The organism is Gottschalkia acidurici 9a, from assembly GCF_000299355.1.
Taxonomy (GTDB): domain Bacteria; phylum Bacillota; class Clostridia; order Tissierellales; family Gottschalkiaceae; genus Gottschalkia; species Gottschalkia acidurici.
Genome location: NC_018664.1, coordinates 106,145 through 124,324, shown reverse-complemented (window position 1 = coordinate 124,324; position 18,180 = coordinate 106,145). Strand labels below are relative to the sequence as shown.

At 30.8% G+C, this 18,180-nt stretch carries 21 protein-coding genes and 1 other annotated feature; of the genes, 2 read left to right on the top strand and 19 right to left on the bottom strand.

The window, feature by feature from the left end:
- Window positions 1-43: 43 nt before the first annotated feature.
- From CURI_RS00610 to CURI_RS00585, 6 genes are all read right to left on the bottom strand, one after another.
- Window positions 44-1,105, bottom strand: a complete 1,062-nt coding sequence (locus CURI_RS00610) for a 3D domain-containing protein (RefSeq protein WP_041701309.1) — start codon at window positions 1,103-1,105, stop codon at window positions 44-46.
- Window positions 1,106-1,306: 201 nt separating this feature from the next.
- Complete coding sequence (locus tag CURI_RS00605) at window positions 1,307-1,933, bottom strand: hypothetical protein (protein ID WP_014966341.1); 627 nt, start codon at window positions 1,931-1,933, stop codon at window positions 1,307-1,309.
- Window positions 1,934-2,260: 327 nt separating this feature from the next.
- Window positions 2,261-3,028 (bottom strand): TatD family hydrolase, encoded by a 768-nt coding sequence (locus CURI_RS00600; protein WP_014966340.1) that lies wholly within the window; start codon window positions 3,026-3,028, stop codon window positions 2,261-2,263.
- A gap of 139 nt (window positions 3,029-3,167) precedes the next feature.
- Window positions 3,168-5,066, bottom strand: a complete 1,899-nt coding sequence (metG, locus tag CURI_RS00595) for a methionine--tRNA ligase (protein ID WP_051003927.1) — start codon at window positions 5,064-5,066, stop codon at window positions 3,168-3,170.
- A gap of 151 nt (window positions 5,067-5,217) precedes the next feature.
- Window positions 5,218-5,453 (bottom strand) — a binding site (T-box leader).
- Window positions 5,454-5,828: 375 nt separating this feature from the next.
- A complete protein-coding gene (locus CURI_RS00590; protein ID WP_014966338.1) occupies window positions 5,829-6,359 on the bottom strand; it encodes a spore maturation protein in 531 nt (176 codons plus the stop codon).
- 4 nt (window positions 6,360-6,363) lie between these two features.
- Window positions 6,364-6,939, bottom strand: a complete 576-nt coding sequence (locus CURI_RS00585) for a nucleoside recognition domain-containing protein (RefSeq protein WP_014966337.1) — start codon at window positions 6,937-6,939, stop codon at window positions 6,364-6,366.
- Window positions 6,940-7,285: 346 nt separating this feature from the next.
- On the opposite strand from CURI_RS00585, the gene CURI_RS16245 reads away from it, so the two are divergent.
- Complete coding sequence (locus CURI_RS16245) at window positions 7,286-7,525, top strand: AbrB/MazE/SpoVT family DNA-binding domain-containing protein (protein WP_014966336.1); 240 nt, start codon at window positions 7,286-7,288, stop codon at window positions 7,523-7,525.
- A gap of 53 nt (window positions 7,526-7,578) precedes the next feature.
- Here CURI_RS16245 and rsmI read toward each other — a convergent pair whose 3' ends face one another.
- The 13 genes from rsmI to CURI_RS00515 all read right to left on the bottom strand — a co-directional run bounded on the left by rsmI (window position 7,579) and on the right by CURI_RS00515 (window position 17,667).
- On the bottom strand, window positions 7,579-8,436 hold the full coding sequence (gene rsmI / locus CURI_RS00575) for a 16S rRNA (cytidine(1402)-2'-O)-methyltransferase (protein ID WP_014966335.1): 858 nt from the start codon (window positions 8,434-8,436) through the stop codon (window positions 7,579-7,581).
- Window positions 8,429-9,199: a tRNA1(Val) (adenine(37)-N6)-methyltransferase gene (locus CURI_RS00570; protein ID WP_014966334.1), complete on the bottom strand. Its 771-nt coding sequence runs from the start codon at window positions 9,197-9,199 to the stop codon at window positions 8,429-8,431. The genes rsmI and CURI_RS00570 overlap by 8 nt, the downstream gene beginning before the upstream one ends.
- A gap of 76 nt (window positions 9,200-9,275) precedes the next feature.
- Complete coding sequence (locus tag CURI_RS00565) at window positions 9,276-9,446, bottom strand: DUF362 domain-containing protein (protein WP_014966333.1); 171 nt, start codon at window positions 9,444-9,446, stop codon at window positions 9,276-9,278.
- A 110-nt stretch (window positions 9,447-9,556) separates the two neighbouring features.
- On the bottom strand, window positions 9,557-10,486 hold the full coding sequence (locus CURI_RS00560; protein WP_014966332.1) for a PSP1 domain-containing protein: 930 nt from the start codon (window positions 10,484-10,486) through the stop codon (window positions 9,557-9,559).
- A 1-nt stretch (window position 10,487) separates the two neighbouring features.
- Window positions 10,488-11,468: a DNA polymerase III subunit gene (locus tag CURI_RS00555; protein ID WP_014966331.1), complete on the bottom strand. Its 981-nt coding sequence runs from the start codon at window positions 11,466-11,468 to the stop codon at window positions 10,488-10,490.
- 13 nt (window positions 11,469-11,481) lie between these two features.
- Window positions 11,482-11,934 carry a YaaR family protein gene (locus CURI_RS00550; protein WP_014966330.1) on the bottom strand — a complete coding sequence of 151 codons (453 nt, stop codon included), beginning with the start codon at window positions 11,932-11,934 and terminating at the stop codon, window positions 11,482-11,484.
- Between the two features lie 13 nt (window positions 11,935-11,947).
- The gene (locus CURI_RS00545; protein WP_041701306.1) at window positions 11,948-12,277 is read right to left on the bottom strand and encodes a cyclic-di-AMP receptor; all 330 of its coding nucleotides are present in this window, start codon (window positions 12,275-12,277) and stop codon (window positions 11,948-11,950) included.
- A 15-nt stretch (window positions 12,278-12,292) separates the two neighbouring features.
- Window positions 12,293-12,922, bottom strand: coding sequence for a dTMP kinase (gene tmk, locus CURI_RS00540; RefSeq protein WP_041701305.1), 630 nt, complete (start codon window positions 12,920-12,922; stop codon window positions 12,293-12,295).
- An 11-nt stretch (window positions 12,923-12,933) separates the two neighbouring features.
- Window positions 12,934-14,250 carry an aminotransferase class I/II-fold pyridoxal phosphate-dependent enzyme gene (locus CURI_RS00535; protein WP_014966327.1) on the bottom strand — a complete coding sequence of 439 codons (1,317 nt, stop codon included), beginning with the start codon at window positions 14,248-14,250 and terminating at the stop codon, window positions 12,934-12,936.
- A gap of 357 nt (window positions 14,251-14,607) precedes the next feature.
- Window positions 14,608-14,796, bottom strand: coding sequence for a sigma factor G inhibitor Gin (locus tag CURI_RS00530; protein ID WP_014966326.1), 189 nt, complete (start codon window positions 14,794-14,796; stop codon window positions 14,608-14,610).
- Window positions 14,797-15,077: 281 nt separating this feature from the next.
- Window positions 15,078-16,241, bottom strand: coding sequence for an NAD(P)-dependent malic enzyme (locus CURI_RS00525; RefSeq protein ID WP_014966325.1), 1,164 nt, complete (start codon window positions 16,239-16,241; stop codon window positions 15,078-15,080).
- Between the two features lies 1 nt (window position 16,242).
- The gene (locus CURI_RS00520; protein ID WP_014966324.1) at window positions 16,243-16,788 is read right to left on the bottom strand and encodes a Fe-S-containing hydro-lyase; all 546 of its coding nucleotides are present in this window, start codon (window positions 16,786-16,788) and stop codon (window positions 16,243-16,245) included.
- Window positions 16,789-16,824: 36 nt separating this feature from the next.
- Window positions 16,825-17,667, bottom strand: a complete 843-nt coding sequence (locus tag CURI_RS00515; protein WP_014966323.1) for a fumarate hydratase — start codon at window positions 17,665-17,667, stop codon at window positions 16,825-16,827.
- Window positions 17,668-17,929: 262 nt separating this feature from the next.
- On the opposite strand from CURI_RS00515, the gene CURI_RS15705 reads away from it, so the two are divergent.
- Complete coding sequence (locus CURI_RS15705; RefSeq protein WP_014966322.1) at window positions 17,930-18,106, top strand: hypothetical protein; 177 nt, start codon at window positions 17,930-17,932, stop codon at window positions 18,104-18,106.
- The last annotated feature ends 74 nt before the right edge of the window (window positions 18,107-18,180 follow it).

Genomic DNA, 18,180 nt, shown 5'->3' with positions numbered 1-18,180 from the left:
AAAAAGGTTGCTAAAAAGCAACCTGTATATTATCTATTTTTATTTAATCTAATATATAAACTTTTACTTGTCTTCTTCCGAATTCTTTAGTTCCACTTTGAAGGAATACATCTATCTTGTTTCCTTTTATAGCTCCACCTGTATCCTCAGCTACTGCATACCCATACGATGGATATCCGTCCATAGACTCTACATATAGTTTTGTTCCAAGTGGAATAACTTTAGGGTCTACTGCAACTACTCCAGGTCTTACTTGAGTTCCTGAAGCTGTAAGTCCATACCCCCTATCCCCAGGATTTTTTCCTGTACTTTGGAATGATAAGTCGTATGCTGTTGCTGTCATAACTATACTTCTCTTGCCTGCTAGTGAAACGTTTGAGCTCTGTCCACTGGGAGTGCTTTTTCCTCCCCTAGATGCAACCATAACAGCTTTAGTTCCCTTTTGAACTATTTCATCCACTGGTTCTCTAACCACATTTGATTCTACGATTTCTTTAGATATAAGTGAGCCATCTTGATATATTTCTTTTATTTTATTTTCCCTTAAACCTTTTATACCTTCTTGAACTTTTAGTGTTCTCCCGCTGTCTAAATTTCCATTATTATTTGTTACAACTTTGTAGTCCATTTCTTCTGCTACTGTTTGTATTTTCTCTTCAACTTCTACTACTGAGATTTCTGTATTTGGCTTTATTTTTTCATCTAGCGCCGGTGTTATTACATCGTCCTTATCATAGTAGATTGCTAATGATTTTAAAACATCTTTTACTGTTTCTTCTGTAGTTTTAACCTCAACTACATTGTTCTTTAATTTTATTGATATTGGCATAGCTTTTCTTATTTTTATATCAAATTTATCTTTTAATTTCTCATCCATTGAGACATTTATGCTATCTTCATCTTTTACTTTTATCTTTTGTTCTTCTAGTAACTCTGAAACAGTACTTTTTTTAGTTTTTAGTTCGACTTTCTTATCGTCAATAGTTAAGGACCCCTCTTTAGTATTGAAGTCATATACTCCAATTGCAGCTGTTGTTGTCACTAACATTATGGCTATAGCATATATAACCGTGACAAGCCTTTTGTTCCTAGTTATCCTTTTCATAAAATTACCTCCTAGTTTTTTGGCTCTTTTGTATTCTATTCTACTTTGATACATTTGTCAAACATTTTTTATTATTATGTAACTTTTTTGTAATAACTTCAATAAAGAAAAAGCTAAAGCAGAATATCAATCATTCAGCTCTAGCCATATATATATGTTTACTCACTTTTTATTAAATTATTCATAATATTTTAATTCTTTTTAATTTTCTTCCTCTGAGTCTGTACTTTCTATAAATTCTTCTAATTCTTCGCTGTAGTAATCATATTCTTCAAAATTATGTTCTATTCCTTCATATAAATCATAGGCCTCCGGGTATCTATCCTCATTTTCTACTTCTACTTCATCCATTCTATAATATCCTCTTTCCCATGGCATATGATGATCCATATGTGGCCTTTGTGGTGCCATTCTTGGCATAGGTACACATCCATGTTGTCTAAGGCAATTTAATACACATCTTCTGATCATTGGATTCATCATAAGATGGTTTAAATCCATGCCTGGCATTATCATATGTGGACGGTGATGAGGACGGTGGCATGGATTGTGATGTGGACGATGGTGAGGATTGTGGCATGGATTGTGGTGCGGATATGGACAAGGATACATACTTTCTGGATGTTTTGGACGTGTTGGTAACATTGGATAATCACAATCTGGATAACTTGGTTTTGGTCTAACTGGATATTCACAGTCCGGATGGCTTGGTCTCGATGGTTTAGTTGGCATTGGCTTTTCCGGTGGTGTTGGCTTAACTACTGGCTTGTGTTCTGGTTTCTTAGCTGGTTTTCTATCATCTCTACGTACTCCCTTAGGTCGTAACATTTAACAATCACTCCTTATATATTAATTTTCTATATTAGTATATGGGTATATATTCATGTATGTTACTATTTTGTATAAGTATATATTTTTCAAGTAGGAAGTGCTTATAAATTGCAAAGATATTTACCTAAAAAACGGTCAAAACATTCCATTATATTTTTATTTCCCAGGAAATTCGACTTTTAAATTATACTTTTATATCAAAAAAAGAATTCTTATAGAAAATTATTTTCTATAAGAATTCTTTTCAGTGTTGACAATAAAATTTTATATCTATATATTCAAATATTCATAATTTTAATACTATAACAGTTTCTTTTAAGCTTGTTAATTAATCCCGAACAGTTTTTTTGCATTTTTATTTGTAACTTCTACTATTTCCTCATATGAAATATCTTTTAACTTAGCTATAGTTTCAGCTACATACCTTACATAAGTCGGATCATTTCTCTTTCCTCTATATGGTTCTGGTGTTAAATATGGAGAGTCTGTTTCTATCAACAGTTTATCTAAAGGTATTTCACTTGCTACCTCTTTAGGTTTTTTTGCATTTTTAAAAGTTACAGGTCCAGCAAATGAAATATAGAATCCCATCTTGATATATTCTCTTGCCATTTCTAAACTTCCAGAAAAGCAGTGAATAACACCTGTTAAGTTTTCGTTGGACTCTTCTTTCAGTATATTATATACATCTTCACTTGCTTCTCTTTCATGAACTACTATAGGTAGTTTAAGCTCTTTTGCTAGCTTTATCTGTTCTCTAAACCATTTTCTTTGCACATCTCTAGGAGAATTATCATAATGATAATCTAATCCTATCTCTCCTATTCCTACTACCTTATCCTTTTTAGCTAAAGCCCTCAGTAGTTCTATGGTAGTTTCATCTACATCTTTTGAATCATGAGGATGAACTCCTACTGTAGCATATATATTTTCATATTCTTCTGATAATGACACTCCTTTTACTGATGATGGTATATCTGCTCCTATATTTATAACTAATTCTACTCCATTACTGTTTAGATTTTTTATTATATTTTCTCTATCATCATCAAATCTTTTATCATCTAAATGTGCATGACTATCTAATAACATCTTTTCATTTCTCCTCTTTATTACTCTTCTTAGCAAACTTTGTTCTCTTGATGAGTAAGTGGCTCGCACAAAGTCAAAAACTTGATTTTGGTTTATTACTTAACTTTAGCTCCGCTTGCTATATCTTCTAGTGTACTTGCTAAAGTAAGTTTTTTCCTTTATCTGCTGCTAAAATCATTCCATGAGACTCTATTCCTCTTAGTTTTACTGGCTTTAAGTTATATACGAGTATTACCTTTTTGCCTATTAAATCTTCTGGGCTGTAGTATTTAGCTATTCCTGATACTACTTGCCTTGTTTCTTCTCCTAGTTTTAATTGTAATACTAAAAGTCTATCAGCATCAGGATGTTTCTCTGCCTTTATTACTTCCGCTACTCTTAAATCTATCTTATCAAAATCGTCTATAGTTATACTATCATCCTCAACTATCTCTTCTTCTTGATTTTGTCCTCTTCTTTTTGCTATAAATTCTTGATTAGTTTTTACTAAGTTTTCTAACTCTTTTTTAATATCTAGTCGTGGGAACATTGGCTCACCTTTTTGTACTTGTAATCCTGATTGTAATTTTCCCCACTCTTTTATATCTTCCCAGTTAGCTTTACTTTCACCTAGTCCTAATTGTCTTAAGATATTGTCTGAAGTTTTCTCCATAAATGGTCTTATAAGAATTGACACAACTCTTATAGTTTCTGCTAAATTGTATAATACTGTGTTTAATCTTTCTTTATTTTCTTCTTCTTTTGCTAGTATCCAAGGTGCTGTTTCATCTACATATTTGTTTGCTCTACTTATAACCTTCCATATCTCTTCTAGTGCATTACTGAAGCTAACCTTTTCCATATGATCTTCAACTTTAGCATAAGCATTTACAACCAATTCTTTAAGTGAATCATCAAACTCACCATCTTTTGTAGGCTGTGGTATTATTCCATCATTATACTTTTCTATCATAGCTATAGTTCTACTAACTAAGTTTCCTAAATCATTTGCAAGATCTGCATTAAGTCTTTGTAAAAACTTCTCATTAGTATAAGAGCCATCATTTCCAAATGAGAATTCTCTTAGTAAGAAATATTTTAAAGCATCCACTCCATACAGCTCAATTAGTGGTTCTGGATATATTACATTTCCTTTTGATTTTGACATCTTATCATCGTCAAATAGTATCCAACCGTGACCAAATACTTTCTTAGGAAGCTCTATATCTAAAGCCATTAAAATTGCAGGCCATATAATAGTGTGGAATCTAACTATCTCTTTTCCTACAAATTGAATATCTGCTGGCCAATATTTTTTAAATTCTTCATCATTACCAGTTAAATATCCAAGCGCTGTTATATAGTTGCTTAGTGCATCTATCCAAACATATATTACATGTTTATCGTCAAATGGCACCTTTATTCCCCAATCAAATGACGATCTAGTCACACTTAAATCTTCTAGTCCTGGCTTTATGAAGTTATTTATCATTTCATTTCTTCTTGATTCTGGTTGTAAAAAATCATCTCTTTGTAATAATTCTAATAATCTATCTTGATATTTTGATAATCTGAAAAAATAAGTCTCTTCTTTTGCAAACTTCACTTCTCTTTTACAATCTGGACACTTTCCATCTTCTAGTTGGGTTTCTGTCCAAAATGATTCACAAGGAGTACAATAGTGTCCTTCATAGAATCCTTTATATATATCACCTTTATCATATAATTTTTGAAATATCTTTTGTACTATTTCTTTATGATCTTCATCTGTAGTTCTTATAAATCTGTCATATGATATATCTAAAGCTTTCCATAATTCTTTTATATTACCTACTATTCCATCTAGAAATTCCTTTGGCTTAAGTCCTTTTTCTTTAGCCACTGTTTGAATTTTCTGACCATGCTCATCTGTTCCTGTTAAAAATTTAACATCATATCCTTGTAATCTTTTAAATCTAGCCATTGTATCTGTTGCAACAGTACAGTAAGTATGACCTATATGTAAATTATCACTTGGATAATAGATAGGTGTTGTTACGTAAAAACTTTTTTTACTCATTTTCTCATCCTCCATCGTTTATATTTTTATATAAAAAAACCTTCTATCTCTTTATCAAGAAATAATACAATTTTTCAGAATTATATTATTCTTTGATAAGTTCAACTAAAATTCAGCCAGATATAAAATCTAACTAAATTAAGTATCACTTTATAGAGACGAAGGCTTAGTCTTCGCGGTACCACTCTAATTTATCTAAACTTCACAATTTAGAACTCACTAGGTCTTTAACCCATCAATATAACGGTTGATTTCCGATATAGCCTACTTAATTTCAACTATATAACTCAGGGGCCATATTCAGAATAACTTTTAACGCCAACTTTCACCTATCTTGGCTCTCTTTCAGATAAAAATTAATCCTACTCTTCCCTTCATAGTTTCTATTTATCTTAAACTATTTAACTAAAGCTATATAAAAAATATATTTAGTCGTATAAAATTTCAATCATATTTAGATAGTACTTATAATTAGCTTGATACTATTATAACCGATTATATCACAAGGTAAAAGATACTTCTATATAATTAATTTACTCTAACTACATTTATATATTTTTGTAGCTTAAATACTATTTATTATTTCAATATGTGTAATTGATTATACTTAATATAACACCATAATATATTTTTATTTATTCCAGCATATGATACTACGTTTTTTATCAAAACAGAAAATAATTAAGATTTCAATTAAATAAGAAATAAGATACCAGAAAATTCATATATTTATCTGGTATCTTATTTCTCTCCATTTATAAATTAAAACACAATACTACATACCACGACCGATGCTATTGTACCAGCTAAATGTGACACTAAAGCTGCTCCTAATGTATGTCTAGAATCTTTTATTCCTACAGCTCCAAAATAAACCGCCATAGTATATATAATAGTTTCTGCAGAACCCATCATTGTCGATGATACTCTTCCTATAAATGAATCTGGTCCATATGTAGTTATTATATCCTTTAAGACTCCAAGTGACGCACTTCCTGATATAGGTCTTATAATGAATAATGGCATAGTTTCTTGTGGTATACCCGCCAGTCTTCCTAATGGACTTAGTATCTTAGTGAGTATTTCCATTGATCCTGATTTTCTAAATAGTCCTATAGCTATAAAGATCGCTATAAGATATGGTATTATCCTTATTGCTGACTTGAATCCTTCTTTAGCTCCTTCTACAAAACAGTCATAAAGATCGACTTTATTTATGTATCCATGTATGAGTATTATACTCATTATTATTGGTATTATTGCTACAGATGCTATATTTATTATATCTACCATAATATCACCTTCCCCTCTGTAATATCTTTGCAGTGAGAACCCCTATTACAGTAGATACAAGTGTAGCTATCAAAGTAGTTCCTATAATCTCTGTTGGATTAGCAGATCCTGCATCTGCTCTTAATTTTAATACTGTAATGGGAATTAGTTGTATAGATGACATGTTTATAACAAGAAACATACACATGTCATTAGTTGCTTTCCTTTTATCCCTATTTAAAGTATTCATTTCTTCCATTGCTTTGATACCTATGGCTGTTGCTGAATTCCCTGCTCCAAACATATTAGTAACCATATTCATAACTATAGAACTCATTGCCGGATGATTCTTGGGTATATTAGGAAATAAGAAAGATGTTATTGGAGTTATAATCTTACCTATAGTTCTTAATAATCCTGATTTTTCTGCTATCTTTATAAGTCCCATCCACATAGCCATTATTCCTATTAAACTTATTCCAAAAGTTACTCCCTCTTGTGCATCTGTCATTATTGATTGATTTATAACATCTAATTTGCCATTCAATGCAGATACTACTATACTTATAAGTATTAGAAAAAACCAAATATAATTTATCATTTTAATTCTCCCGACTTAGTTAATTTTTATCTAGTAAATATATATGTTAAGAGAATTATTTTAATTACCTTGAGTAGATTTTTTGTAACGTTATATCTTTAGATACTTGGCTTTAATTATAAATGTCCTTAATTCCATATAATTGTCGAATAAACAGTTAATAAAACCCGTGAAAATGCTTTCCTTTTTACATAATACAAGAATTATTTTTATAATTTTCTATCATTCGACATCTTTTTTATTTTTTTGCGGTTTTTGTGTTGACTGTTATTGTAATATATGGTACTATTTAAAGTGAATAAAGCAGTCGAATTTTGACGCATTTAAACTTAGGAGGATTGTAATTATGAAATCAACAGGTATAGTGAGAAAAGTAGACGAATTAGGTAGAGTTGTTATTCCTATAGAACTTAGAAGAACTCTAGACATCGCAGAAAAGGATTCTTTAGAAATTTATGTAGATGGCGAACAAATAATACTTAAAAAATATGCTCCAGCGTGTCTTTTCTGTGGACAAGCTAAAGATATAACAAACTTTAAAGGAAAAAATATTTGTCCTGCTTGTATGGACGAACTTCAAAAATAATTTAAATAAATTTTGTACTTAAAGTGGCGATCTATTTTTCGCCACTCCTTTTTTTATAGATCTAAACCTTCTTTATATACTTCATTTTTGTGAAGCTTTCTATCTTTTGCTACCTTTTTAATAGCATCTTTTTTACTTAGATTCTGACTCATATATAAGGTGATGTGATCTCTTATACTTAAGTTTTCCCACTTATCACGTTCTTCTCTTTCTATTTCTTGAATAGATACTCCTTGTATCACTACTACGAATTCACCTCTCGGGTCTTCTCTATTAAATCTATCTAAAGCCTCCTCTATATTTCCTCTAAATATTTCTTCATATTTCTTAGTGAGTTCTCTAGATACAGATATATTCCTATTACCCATTATTTCCTTCATGTCTTCTAAAAGGTCCTTTATTCTATGTGGAGATTCATATAATATAATAGTTCTTGTTTCTTTTTCAAGCTTTCTCAATTCTTCTTTTCTTTCTTTTTTATTTGATGAGAGAAACCCTTCATATACAAATTTCCTAGTATTAAGCCCAGAAAGAACTAGTCCAAGTACAAATGCTGTAGGCCCTGGAAGTGCTGTTACTTCTATACCATTCTCTATAGCTAATTTAACTAAATCTTCGCCTGGATCTGATATTCCTGGCATTCCAGCGTCTGAAACTACAGCTATATTTTCACCTTGTATCATTCTGTCTATTAATACTTTTCCCTTTTCTTTTTTATTATGCTCATGATAGCTTGTAAGGGGTTTTTTTATTTCAAAGTGGTTTAATAGCTTTATGGTATGTCTAGTATCTTCAGCAGCTATTAAATCCACCTCATTTAATGTTTTTATTACTCTAAATGTAATATCCTCTAAATTTCCTATAGGGGTAGGGCATATAAATAAGCGTCCCATATTTTTTGTTTTATCCATTTTTATCTTCCTTTACTTCCTTATCCATCCCGTATATCTTTAATATTTCATCTGTATAGTTTCCTCTATCATCATAAACATACAGTGGTTCTTCAAACTTCAAATCTGGCTTCGAAGCTTTTATACTCTTTATAAGGACTAGATTCGGTCTTTCTCCTACTTTTGGATAGATAAATCTTATATTTTTAGGTTCCAGCTTATATTGTCTAAGTAAAGTAAATATATCTACTATTCTATTAGGTCTGTGAACTAAAAAAAACTTTCCATTGTGTTTTAAAAGTCTGCTTGCTACTTTTATGACATCTTCCAAGTCACATTTCACTTCGTGTCTTGAAATAGTCTTTTTATCTTGTTTATTTTGAAGTCCACTTCCACAGTTCATATATGGCGGATTCGATGTCACTACATCAAATTTATTTACTCCTAATTTTTCTACTGCTTCTTTTAAATCTATATTAACTATTTCTATTTTTTCTTCAAGGTTATTTAGTAATACTGTTCTATTAGCCATTTCTGCAACTTCTTCTTGGATTTCAACTGCATATATCTTTTTCACTTCGTTTTTACCACATAAAAGAACTGGTATTATACCTGTTCCTGTTCCTAAATCTACTACTGTTGAGTTTTTCTTTATATCACAATAGTTCGCTAAAAGAACTGCATCCATTCCAAAGCAAAACCAATCTTTATTTTGAATTATTTTTAATCCTTTACACTGTAAATCATCTATTCTTTCGTTTTGTCTCAAAGTCAAGTTTTCCATATTATTCTCCTATAATAAAAAAACTACTCCTTTTAAACCGATTAAAAGGAGTAGTTCTTTGTTAACTATGTGCGAACTACGCTTGTACTGGTGCGTCTACTGGACAAACACCTGCACATGCTCCACAGTCTATGCAAGTATCCGCATCGATAACGTATCTGTCATCTCCTGAACTTATTGCATTTACTGGGCATTCTGGTTCACATGCTCCACAGCTTATGCATGCTTCATTGATTACGTAAGCCATTATTTTCACCTCCGCAAATCTAATATACTAACTCCACTATATTCTATCACTTTTCTAATTATAATGAAAGCGCTTTTTTTATCTTTTCATATATTTTGTAACGTTGATTATTACTCCTTTAACAGCCGTTCTAACTCCGCTCTTTCTTCTGGATCTATATCTTCCATTTCCAGTATACTTCTCATATCTTTCTCATTTTCATGTGATTTAAAACTTCTTTTATTCTTTTCTTCCAGCTCTTTTACTTCTTCTATTATGAACGGTACTATTTCTTCTGTGCCCTCATCAGATTTAACTCTAACTTTTACTAATTCTAAAAGTGTTACTGTATCTACTACTATACCTTCACCACTAGGTGTCATAACTCTTGATCCTACGTGCGGAAGTCTTTCTAATATATCCTCATAAGCTTCATGCTCATATTTTAAACAACACATTAATCTTCCACATATTCCCGATATCTTAGTTGGATTCAATGATAAGTTTTGTTCTTTTGCCATTTTTATAGACACAGGATCAAATTCTCCTAAAAATGTAGCACAACATAAGGATCTTCCACAAGGTCCTAATCCACCTATCATCTTTGCCTCATCTCTAACTCCTATTTGTCTTAGCTCTATTCTAGTCCTAAATATTGAAGCTAGATCTTTAACTAACTCTCTGAAGTCTACTCTTCCTTCAGATGTAAAGTAAAATATAACTTTATTATTATCAAAAGTATACTCTACATCTATTAACTTCATATCTAACTTATGTTGCTCTATTTTCTCTAAACATATTCTAAAAGCTTCTAGTTGTTTAGATTGATTTTCATCATGCTTTTCTATATCTTCTTCTGTTGCAGCTCTTAATACCTTTTTAAGAGGAGCAACTATTTCATCTTCATATATTTCCTTAGGTCCTACTACAATATGTCCGAACTCTATACCTCTCGCAGTCTCTACTATAACATAATCTTCTTTCTTTACATCTATATTATCAGGATCAAAGTAGTATATCTTACCTGCTTTTTTAAATCTAACTCCTACTACAGTTACCATATCAAACCTCCTGAATCTGTAAAAGCATCATCTCTATAGCTAATCCAAAATTTACTTTTGAATCTATGCTTTCTTTAGTATTTATTACAGTTTCTATTATATCATGTATTTTTTCTATATTTAAATTTTTAGAGTGATTTATGATAGTGTGAACTTTATCTTTATTTACCAGATAATTCTCATTATTACTTTCTTTATATATTAGTATATCTCTAAACCATAATAAAATCATATCTAAAATATCTTCTATATCATCTTTATTCTCTTGAAAAAACTCACTTGTAGAAAATACTTTGGTTCTGTCTTCATTTAATGTGGTATCTATTGCAGTAATTAGCTCTTCTCTTATCTTTTTAAAATCTTCACTTTCCGACAGCGCTATTGCTTTTCCTACTATTCCATTTGAAAATAAAGATAAGAACTTAGCCTCTGCGTCACTTTTCTTAAGCCTTTCTACGAGTGACTTCTCTATCTTTGAGCTTTCTACAAGTGTGAAATTTATGGTTTGGCATCTAGACAATATAGTAGGTACTAATTTGTACTTATTAACTGTAGTCATTATTATAACCGCGTATTCAGGTGGTTCTTCTAATGTCTTTAAGAAGCTATTTTGTGCTTCTATAGTCATCTTTTCTATATCTTTTAATATATATACTTTCCTATATGAATTAAAGGGCTTTATTCTTATATCTCTTTGAATTTCTTCAGCCTGATCTTTTTTAAAAGACTGCCCATCTGGATAAATTATTTTAAAATCTGGATGATTAGTCTTATCAAACTGTATACATGATTGACATATATTGCAAGGCTCTACTGACCTTTTTTCACAAAGTAATGTTTTTGCAAATACTTTTCCTAAGGTCTCTTTTCCTATAAGTTTTGATCCCTCAAATAAATAACTATGTGCTACATGGTCATTCCTAATAGTATTCTTAAGGTTAGATATTATCTTTTCATGACCTATTACATCATTAAAATCCATTATGATCCTCCGATTACATATATATATCTACTATAAGTCCTCTTATATCTTGCATCTTTTTTAGTATATTTATATTATCACTCTCTTTTGAAAGCACATCCTTTGTCAATGCTTCTAGCTCACTATCTACTTTTTTTACCAATGAGTGAACTCTGTGTCTTCCACGTCTATCTAAAAAACTATCCTTAGTAAACTTAGCCATGGAACTAACCGATTCTTGTAAAAACTCTGATATTAACTTTTTATATACTATAAGCTCTTTTATGTCTACTTTAGCAGATAGTTTTTCAGACTGTTTATCTATTTTTGTAAGAAGATACTCAAGCTTTTCCTTTACTGTTAATTCGTCTAAATGAGCGAGCTCCTTAGAGAACTTCTTATTACCAACCTTTTTATTTAAATTATCTTTATTAATATTATCTATTTGTTGAGGCGATCCACTCTTTATATCATTTATTTTTATCATTTTTTATTCTCTCCTATACTTTCGCAAACTTGTCTACGTCTAGTACGAATATAGTTGCCCCACCTATTGGAACTTCTATAGCTTGAGGTATATATGCTGTTGGTATCCATGTGGTAGTTATTGGTGTCGATGTTACCTTAGTTCTGCTTTTGCACTTCTCTTCTATTATAGATATAACATAGTCCACTTTCTCTTTCTCTATCCCTATCAATAATGTTGTGTTCCCAGATTTCAGAAACCCACCTGTTGAAGCTAACTTAGTGGAACTTATCTTCTCTTCTGTAAGCCTATCTACAAGTTCTTGAGTATCCTCATCTTGAATAATAGCTACTATAAGTTTCATCATACCACCCTTTCTTTATTTGTCTTCATTTAACAATATATCGACAATATTCCTTACTTGATTAAATACTTCTTCCTTACTTTTAGAAGCATCTATCACTTTAATTTTCTCTGAGTAGATCTCTGTAAGATGTTTATATCCTTTATATACTTTCTCATGAAAGCTTATATCTTCTTTCTCTAGTCTATCGCCTTTAGATTTTCTAGTCTTTCTTTTTAAAGCTATTTTGGGATTTATATCAAAAAAGAGTATAGCGTCTGGTTCTATGCCTTGAATTGCAAAATCATTTATCATCTTTACACTATCTATTCCTAGACCCCTTCCTATACCTTGATATACTAAACTTGATAGTACAAATCTATCACATATTATTATCCTTCCATCATCTATAGCTGGCACTATCTTCTCCGATATATGCTGTGCTCTAGAAGCTGCGTATAATAAAGCTTCTGTTGTATACGCTATTTCCGTATTTTTATTGTCTAATATAATATGTCTTATCTTCTCACTTATGTCTGTTCCACCTGGTTCTCTGGTTAATGTTACTCTAAGCCCTCTTTCCCTTAGATATGATGCCAACATTCTTGACACTGTACTTTTACCAGATCCATCTGGTCCCTCTAATGTTATGAATAAGCCCTTCATTTGTTCTCCTCTCACTTCGTTATAAGTATATTTCCATTCGTTAGTCCTAATATCTGTACGTTATTTTCTATAAGTTTTTCTATATATTCAACAATTTCCTTAGTTACAATTTCTCCTGGTGCTAGTATAGGTATTCCTGGCGGATATGGAATTATAAAATCCCCAGATATCTTACCTATGCTCTCCTTTAATTGTACACTAATTTTGTTGTTATAAAAAGCTTCATATAGTGACATTACTATTTTAGGATTTATATTCCTTATATCATTAAATTCTTTAATTGCTAAATCCTTATTTGTGTATTCATCTTTTTTAGATATATCCTCTATTGCAAGTGCTAATTTTTCTAAGTCACTATTTTCATCTAGTATTGAAGTAAGAGCTAGTCCGTAATAGTAATCACTCATTTCTAGTTGTATATGATAGTCTCGTCTTAATATTTCTTCAAGTTTCTTACCTGTGATTCCTTCTACATTAAAAAGTAGTTTTGTATTATCAAAATCATGAAAGTTGTTATGCACTATATCATTCTTATTAAATATTTTGACTTTTTGTAATCTTTCCAAATAGATAGTGACTTCTTGTATTTTATCTAAGATTACATTAAGTTTTTCTCTACCATATACGTCCATATATCCTACAGCATAATCAATTGAAGATAGTAGTAGATATGATGGACTAGTTGTTTGATATATTGACATCATTTTTTCTAGCTTTTCTATATCTACTCTATCTGTGCCTACATGAACCATAGAGCTCTGAGTAAAAGCTGGTAATGTCTTATGTGTACTCTGTATTACTATATCAGCTCCTGCTTCTATTGATGACTTTGGTAGTCTTTCACTAAATCCTAGATGACTTCCATGAGCTTCATCTACAATTAATAACTTGTTATACCTATGTGCTATTTTACATATTTTTTCAATATCACTACATACTCCATAATATGATGGATAAGTTATAACTATTGCTTTTATTTCACTATCTTCTTTTAATTTTTTCTCTATATCATCGGGATTTATCCCTGTTAGTATATTACATTTACTGTCATAGACTGGATACATATAGTCATGATCTATTCTTCCTAGTACTAATGCATTATGAACTGATCTATGACAATCTCTCTGGATTAATATTTTTTCTCCTGGTTTAACTTGACTGGTTATAGCTGCATATATCCCTCCTGTGGTTCCATTTACTGAATAAAATGTCTTTTTAGCCTTAAAGGTTTTGGCAGCTAATTCTTGGCTTGATTTTATCATTGCGGTTGGAAGATGTAGATTATCTGTTCCCTCGACTTCTGTTACGTCTATATATGGTATTAACATTCCTAGTTCTTGTAGTTCTTTTTTCCTTTATGCCCTGGCATATGGAATCTTATATTTTCTTCTTTTATGTATTTTTTAAGTCCGTCTATTATTGGCGTTTTCATAAAATTATCCTCCTAGTATATTTATTCTACTCTAATCTGCTTTTTCCTTTTATAGTATTGTAGAAATATGTATATAGAAAAGATAATAATTTTTAAATATTTATTTGAATATATCCTGTATTAGTTATATAATGAAATGGAGATAAAATTTTCTTTAAATAATAAACCCCTTTATTATAAACGTTAAAAAGATATAGGAGATTCCTATATCTTTCTTTTTTGTTGTATTCTATTTTTCACAATTTATTTTTCTTTAATTAAGTCTCATCTTATAATAATCAGTCCAAACTTTGCCTATGACAGACTTATAGTATTCATAAGCTAAGTCTCCTACCTCTAGATTAGTTATAGAGTCTAAACATTCTCTACATATATGTACTCCTAATAAATCTATTCCTCCATCATTATCCTTTTTACAAGTTTTACAGTAACTAGCTTCCACTAATATCAACCCCTTATTTTTTATGTATGGTTTGATTATTTCCAGATTGATTTATTTTATTCTTAGGGCTTGGTTATTGTTACAATAACTAAATTTATAACTATGTATATAAATAGTCGTATTACTGTTTTTAAGCGTAATGCTGGAACTCTTCAAATATAAGATATCTTTATACATTTTTCTTTTCACGTTTGGTTAATCAAATAAGGGTAAAAAATATCCTATAGGATGTTTTCATTTTTTCTCTCCTATAGGAATTCTTATCAAAGTAAATTTTCATTTTATTTAAGTTTTTCTTCCACAGCTTTTCTTACAGCCTCTGCTACTACTGGCATTACTCTTTTATCAAATGGATCTGGTATTATATATTCTTCGTTTATTTCTTCATCAGATATAATACTAGCTATAGCTTTTGCTGCTTCTATTTTCATTTCATCAGTTATTTCTTCTGCTCTTGCATCTAATGCTCCTCTAAATATTCCCGGAAATGCTAGCACATTATTTATTTGATTCGGGAAGTCTGATCTTCCTGTAGCTATTATTTTTGCCCCATTCGCTTGTGCTACATCTGGCATTATTTCAGGTATTGGATTTGCTAGTGCAAATATTATAGAATCGTTACTCATGCTCTTTACCATTTCACCTGTAAGTATGTTTGGAGCTGATACTCCTATAAATACATCCTTTCCTACTATGATATCTTCTAGCCTTCCACTTTCTAGATCTTTATTAGTAATTTCTGATATTTCTTCTTTTATCCAGTTTAAATTTTCTCTGCCTTTATAGATAGCTCCTTTAGTATCACAAAGTATTATGTCTTTTACGCCTACTTTAGATAATATCTTGCATATTGCTATACCTGCTGATCCTGAGCCATTTATAACTATCTTTAAGTCTTCTATATTTTTATTTAGTAGCCTGCAACTATTCAGTATTCCTGTCAAAACTACTATAGCTGTTCCATGCTGATCGTCATGAAATACTGGTATACCTAATTCCTTTTTTAGTCTTTCTTCTATCTCGAAACACCTTGGAGCTGATATATCTTCTAAATTTATACCTCCAAGTGTTGGACTTATCAATTTTACTGTTTGTATTATAGTTTCTACATCTTTTGAATCTATACATATAGGCAAAGCATCCACATCTGCAAATTCTTTAAATAAGATACATTTACCTTCCATAACTGGCAGTGATGCCTCTGGGCCTATATCTCCTAGTCCTAAAACTGCACTACCATCAGTTATTACTGCTACTGTATTTCCTTTTGACGTATATTTATATACATCTTCTTTGTTGGCATGTATTTTTCTGCATGGCTCTGCTACACCTGGAGTATACGCTAATGATAAATCCTCTTTGTTTTCTACTTTTACTTTAGATTTGATGGATAGCTTTCCTTTATTTTCTTCATGAAGTCTTAATGATCTTTCGTTAACATCCATTTTATTCCCCTCTTTCAAATAGGCTATTTCCCTGTGAATCTATTGCGACTATTGCTGGCATATTTTCTATATATATTTTTCTAATAGCTTCAGTTCCTAAATCCTCATAAGCTATAACTTCTACTTCTTTTATACAACTAGAGATTAGTGCTCCTGCCCCACCTATAACTGCAAAGTAAACACTTTTATTTTTTATCATGCTTGATATTACTTCCTTAGATCTTTCTCCTTTACCTATCATTCCTCTTAGTCCTCTATCTAAAAGTGTAGGAGTATATGAGTCCATTCTATAGCTTGTAGTTGGTCCTGATGAACCTATTATTTCTCCGGGTCTCGGTGGACACGGCCCCGTATAGTATATGGTGGAGTCTTTTATATCAAATGGTAAATCCTTTCCCACTTCTAGCTCCTCTATCATTCTTTTGTGAGCAGCATCTCTAGCAGTATATACTATTCCGCTTATATAAACTTGATCTCCCGCTTTTAGTTCAAGTGTTTTTTCTTCTGTTAATGGAGTTTGTATATATTTTGCCTTTACTTGTTCCAACTTTATATCACTCCTTAATTTTCTTCGCTCACATGCTTATATTTCTGCCTCTATATGTCTAGAAACGTGGCAATTTATATTTACTGCAACAGGAAGCCCAGCTATATGTGTAGGAAAAGTCTCTATATTTACTCCTAATGCTGTAGTATTTCCTCCTAGCCCCTGTGGTCCTATTCCTAAGTTGTTTATCTTTTCTATGAGTTCTACCTCAAGTTGTTTTATATGTTCTTTTTTATTATGTATTCCTAATTTCCTAAATAATGCTTTTTTTGCTAACTGGCAAGCCTTATCCATAGTTCCACCTATACCTACGCCTACTACTATTGGGGGACATGGATTAGCACCTGCACTTCTCACTGTATCTATTACAAATTGCTTTATTCCATCTATACCGTCCGATGGTTTCAACATCTTTAGTGCCCCCATATTCTCACTTCCAAAGCCTTTAGGTGCCAAGCTTATCTTTAATTTATCTCCTTCTACTATATTATAGTGGATTATAGCTGGAGTATTATCATTAGTGTTTACTCTTAATATTGGATCTCCTACTACTGATTTTCTTAAGAAACCTTCACTATAACCTTGTCGTACACCCTCATTTATGGCTTCTGTAAGACTTCCATCCTCTATATATACTTCTTGTCCTATATCTATAAAAAATACTGCCATTCCTGTGTCCTGACATATTGGAACTTGCTTCGTTCTTGCTATATTTGTATTTTCTATCATCTTTTCTAATATATCTTTTCCTATTTCTGACCTTTCACTTTCTTTTGACTCTTGTATTTTTTCTAACACATCATCAGAAAGTTCATAATTTGACTTTTTACACATCTCCTTTACAGTGTCTATTATAAGGCTTACATTTATTTTTCTCATTTATTTTCCTTTCTCCATTTTCTTAGTCTTATTAATCTTTATTATCTATTTTAATATAATTATATAATATTTCCAAACCATTATATGATTATTTTATGAATTATTTTTAGTTTATTCGTATGTATATTCATATCATATTTTGTCAGTCAATCATTCTTTATGTGTACTTTTGTTACTTATAAGGTTTTTTTTTATGTGGATAAGCATTAATACTTATGCTATAATATGACTTAAGAGTCTTATTAAAAGTGGGGTTGATCAAATGAAAATTTTACTTTTGTTTATATTAATTATGCCTATATTTTCATTTTTAAAGTTTATACTATTCGACTTAGTGGATAGTATAGATGGCAAGCCTAAAAATAAGAGAGCTAAAAGTAGAAGGGTCCCATCTGCTAAGACAAGTACATATAGAGAATATAGACGTAAAGCGCAATAGATACATAATATTTATTCTAATTAAAATTAAAACTCTCTATGTAAAGATTAATCTTTACATAGAGAGTTTTTCAC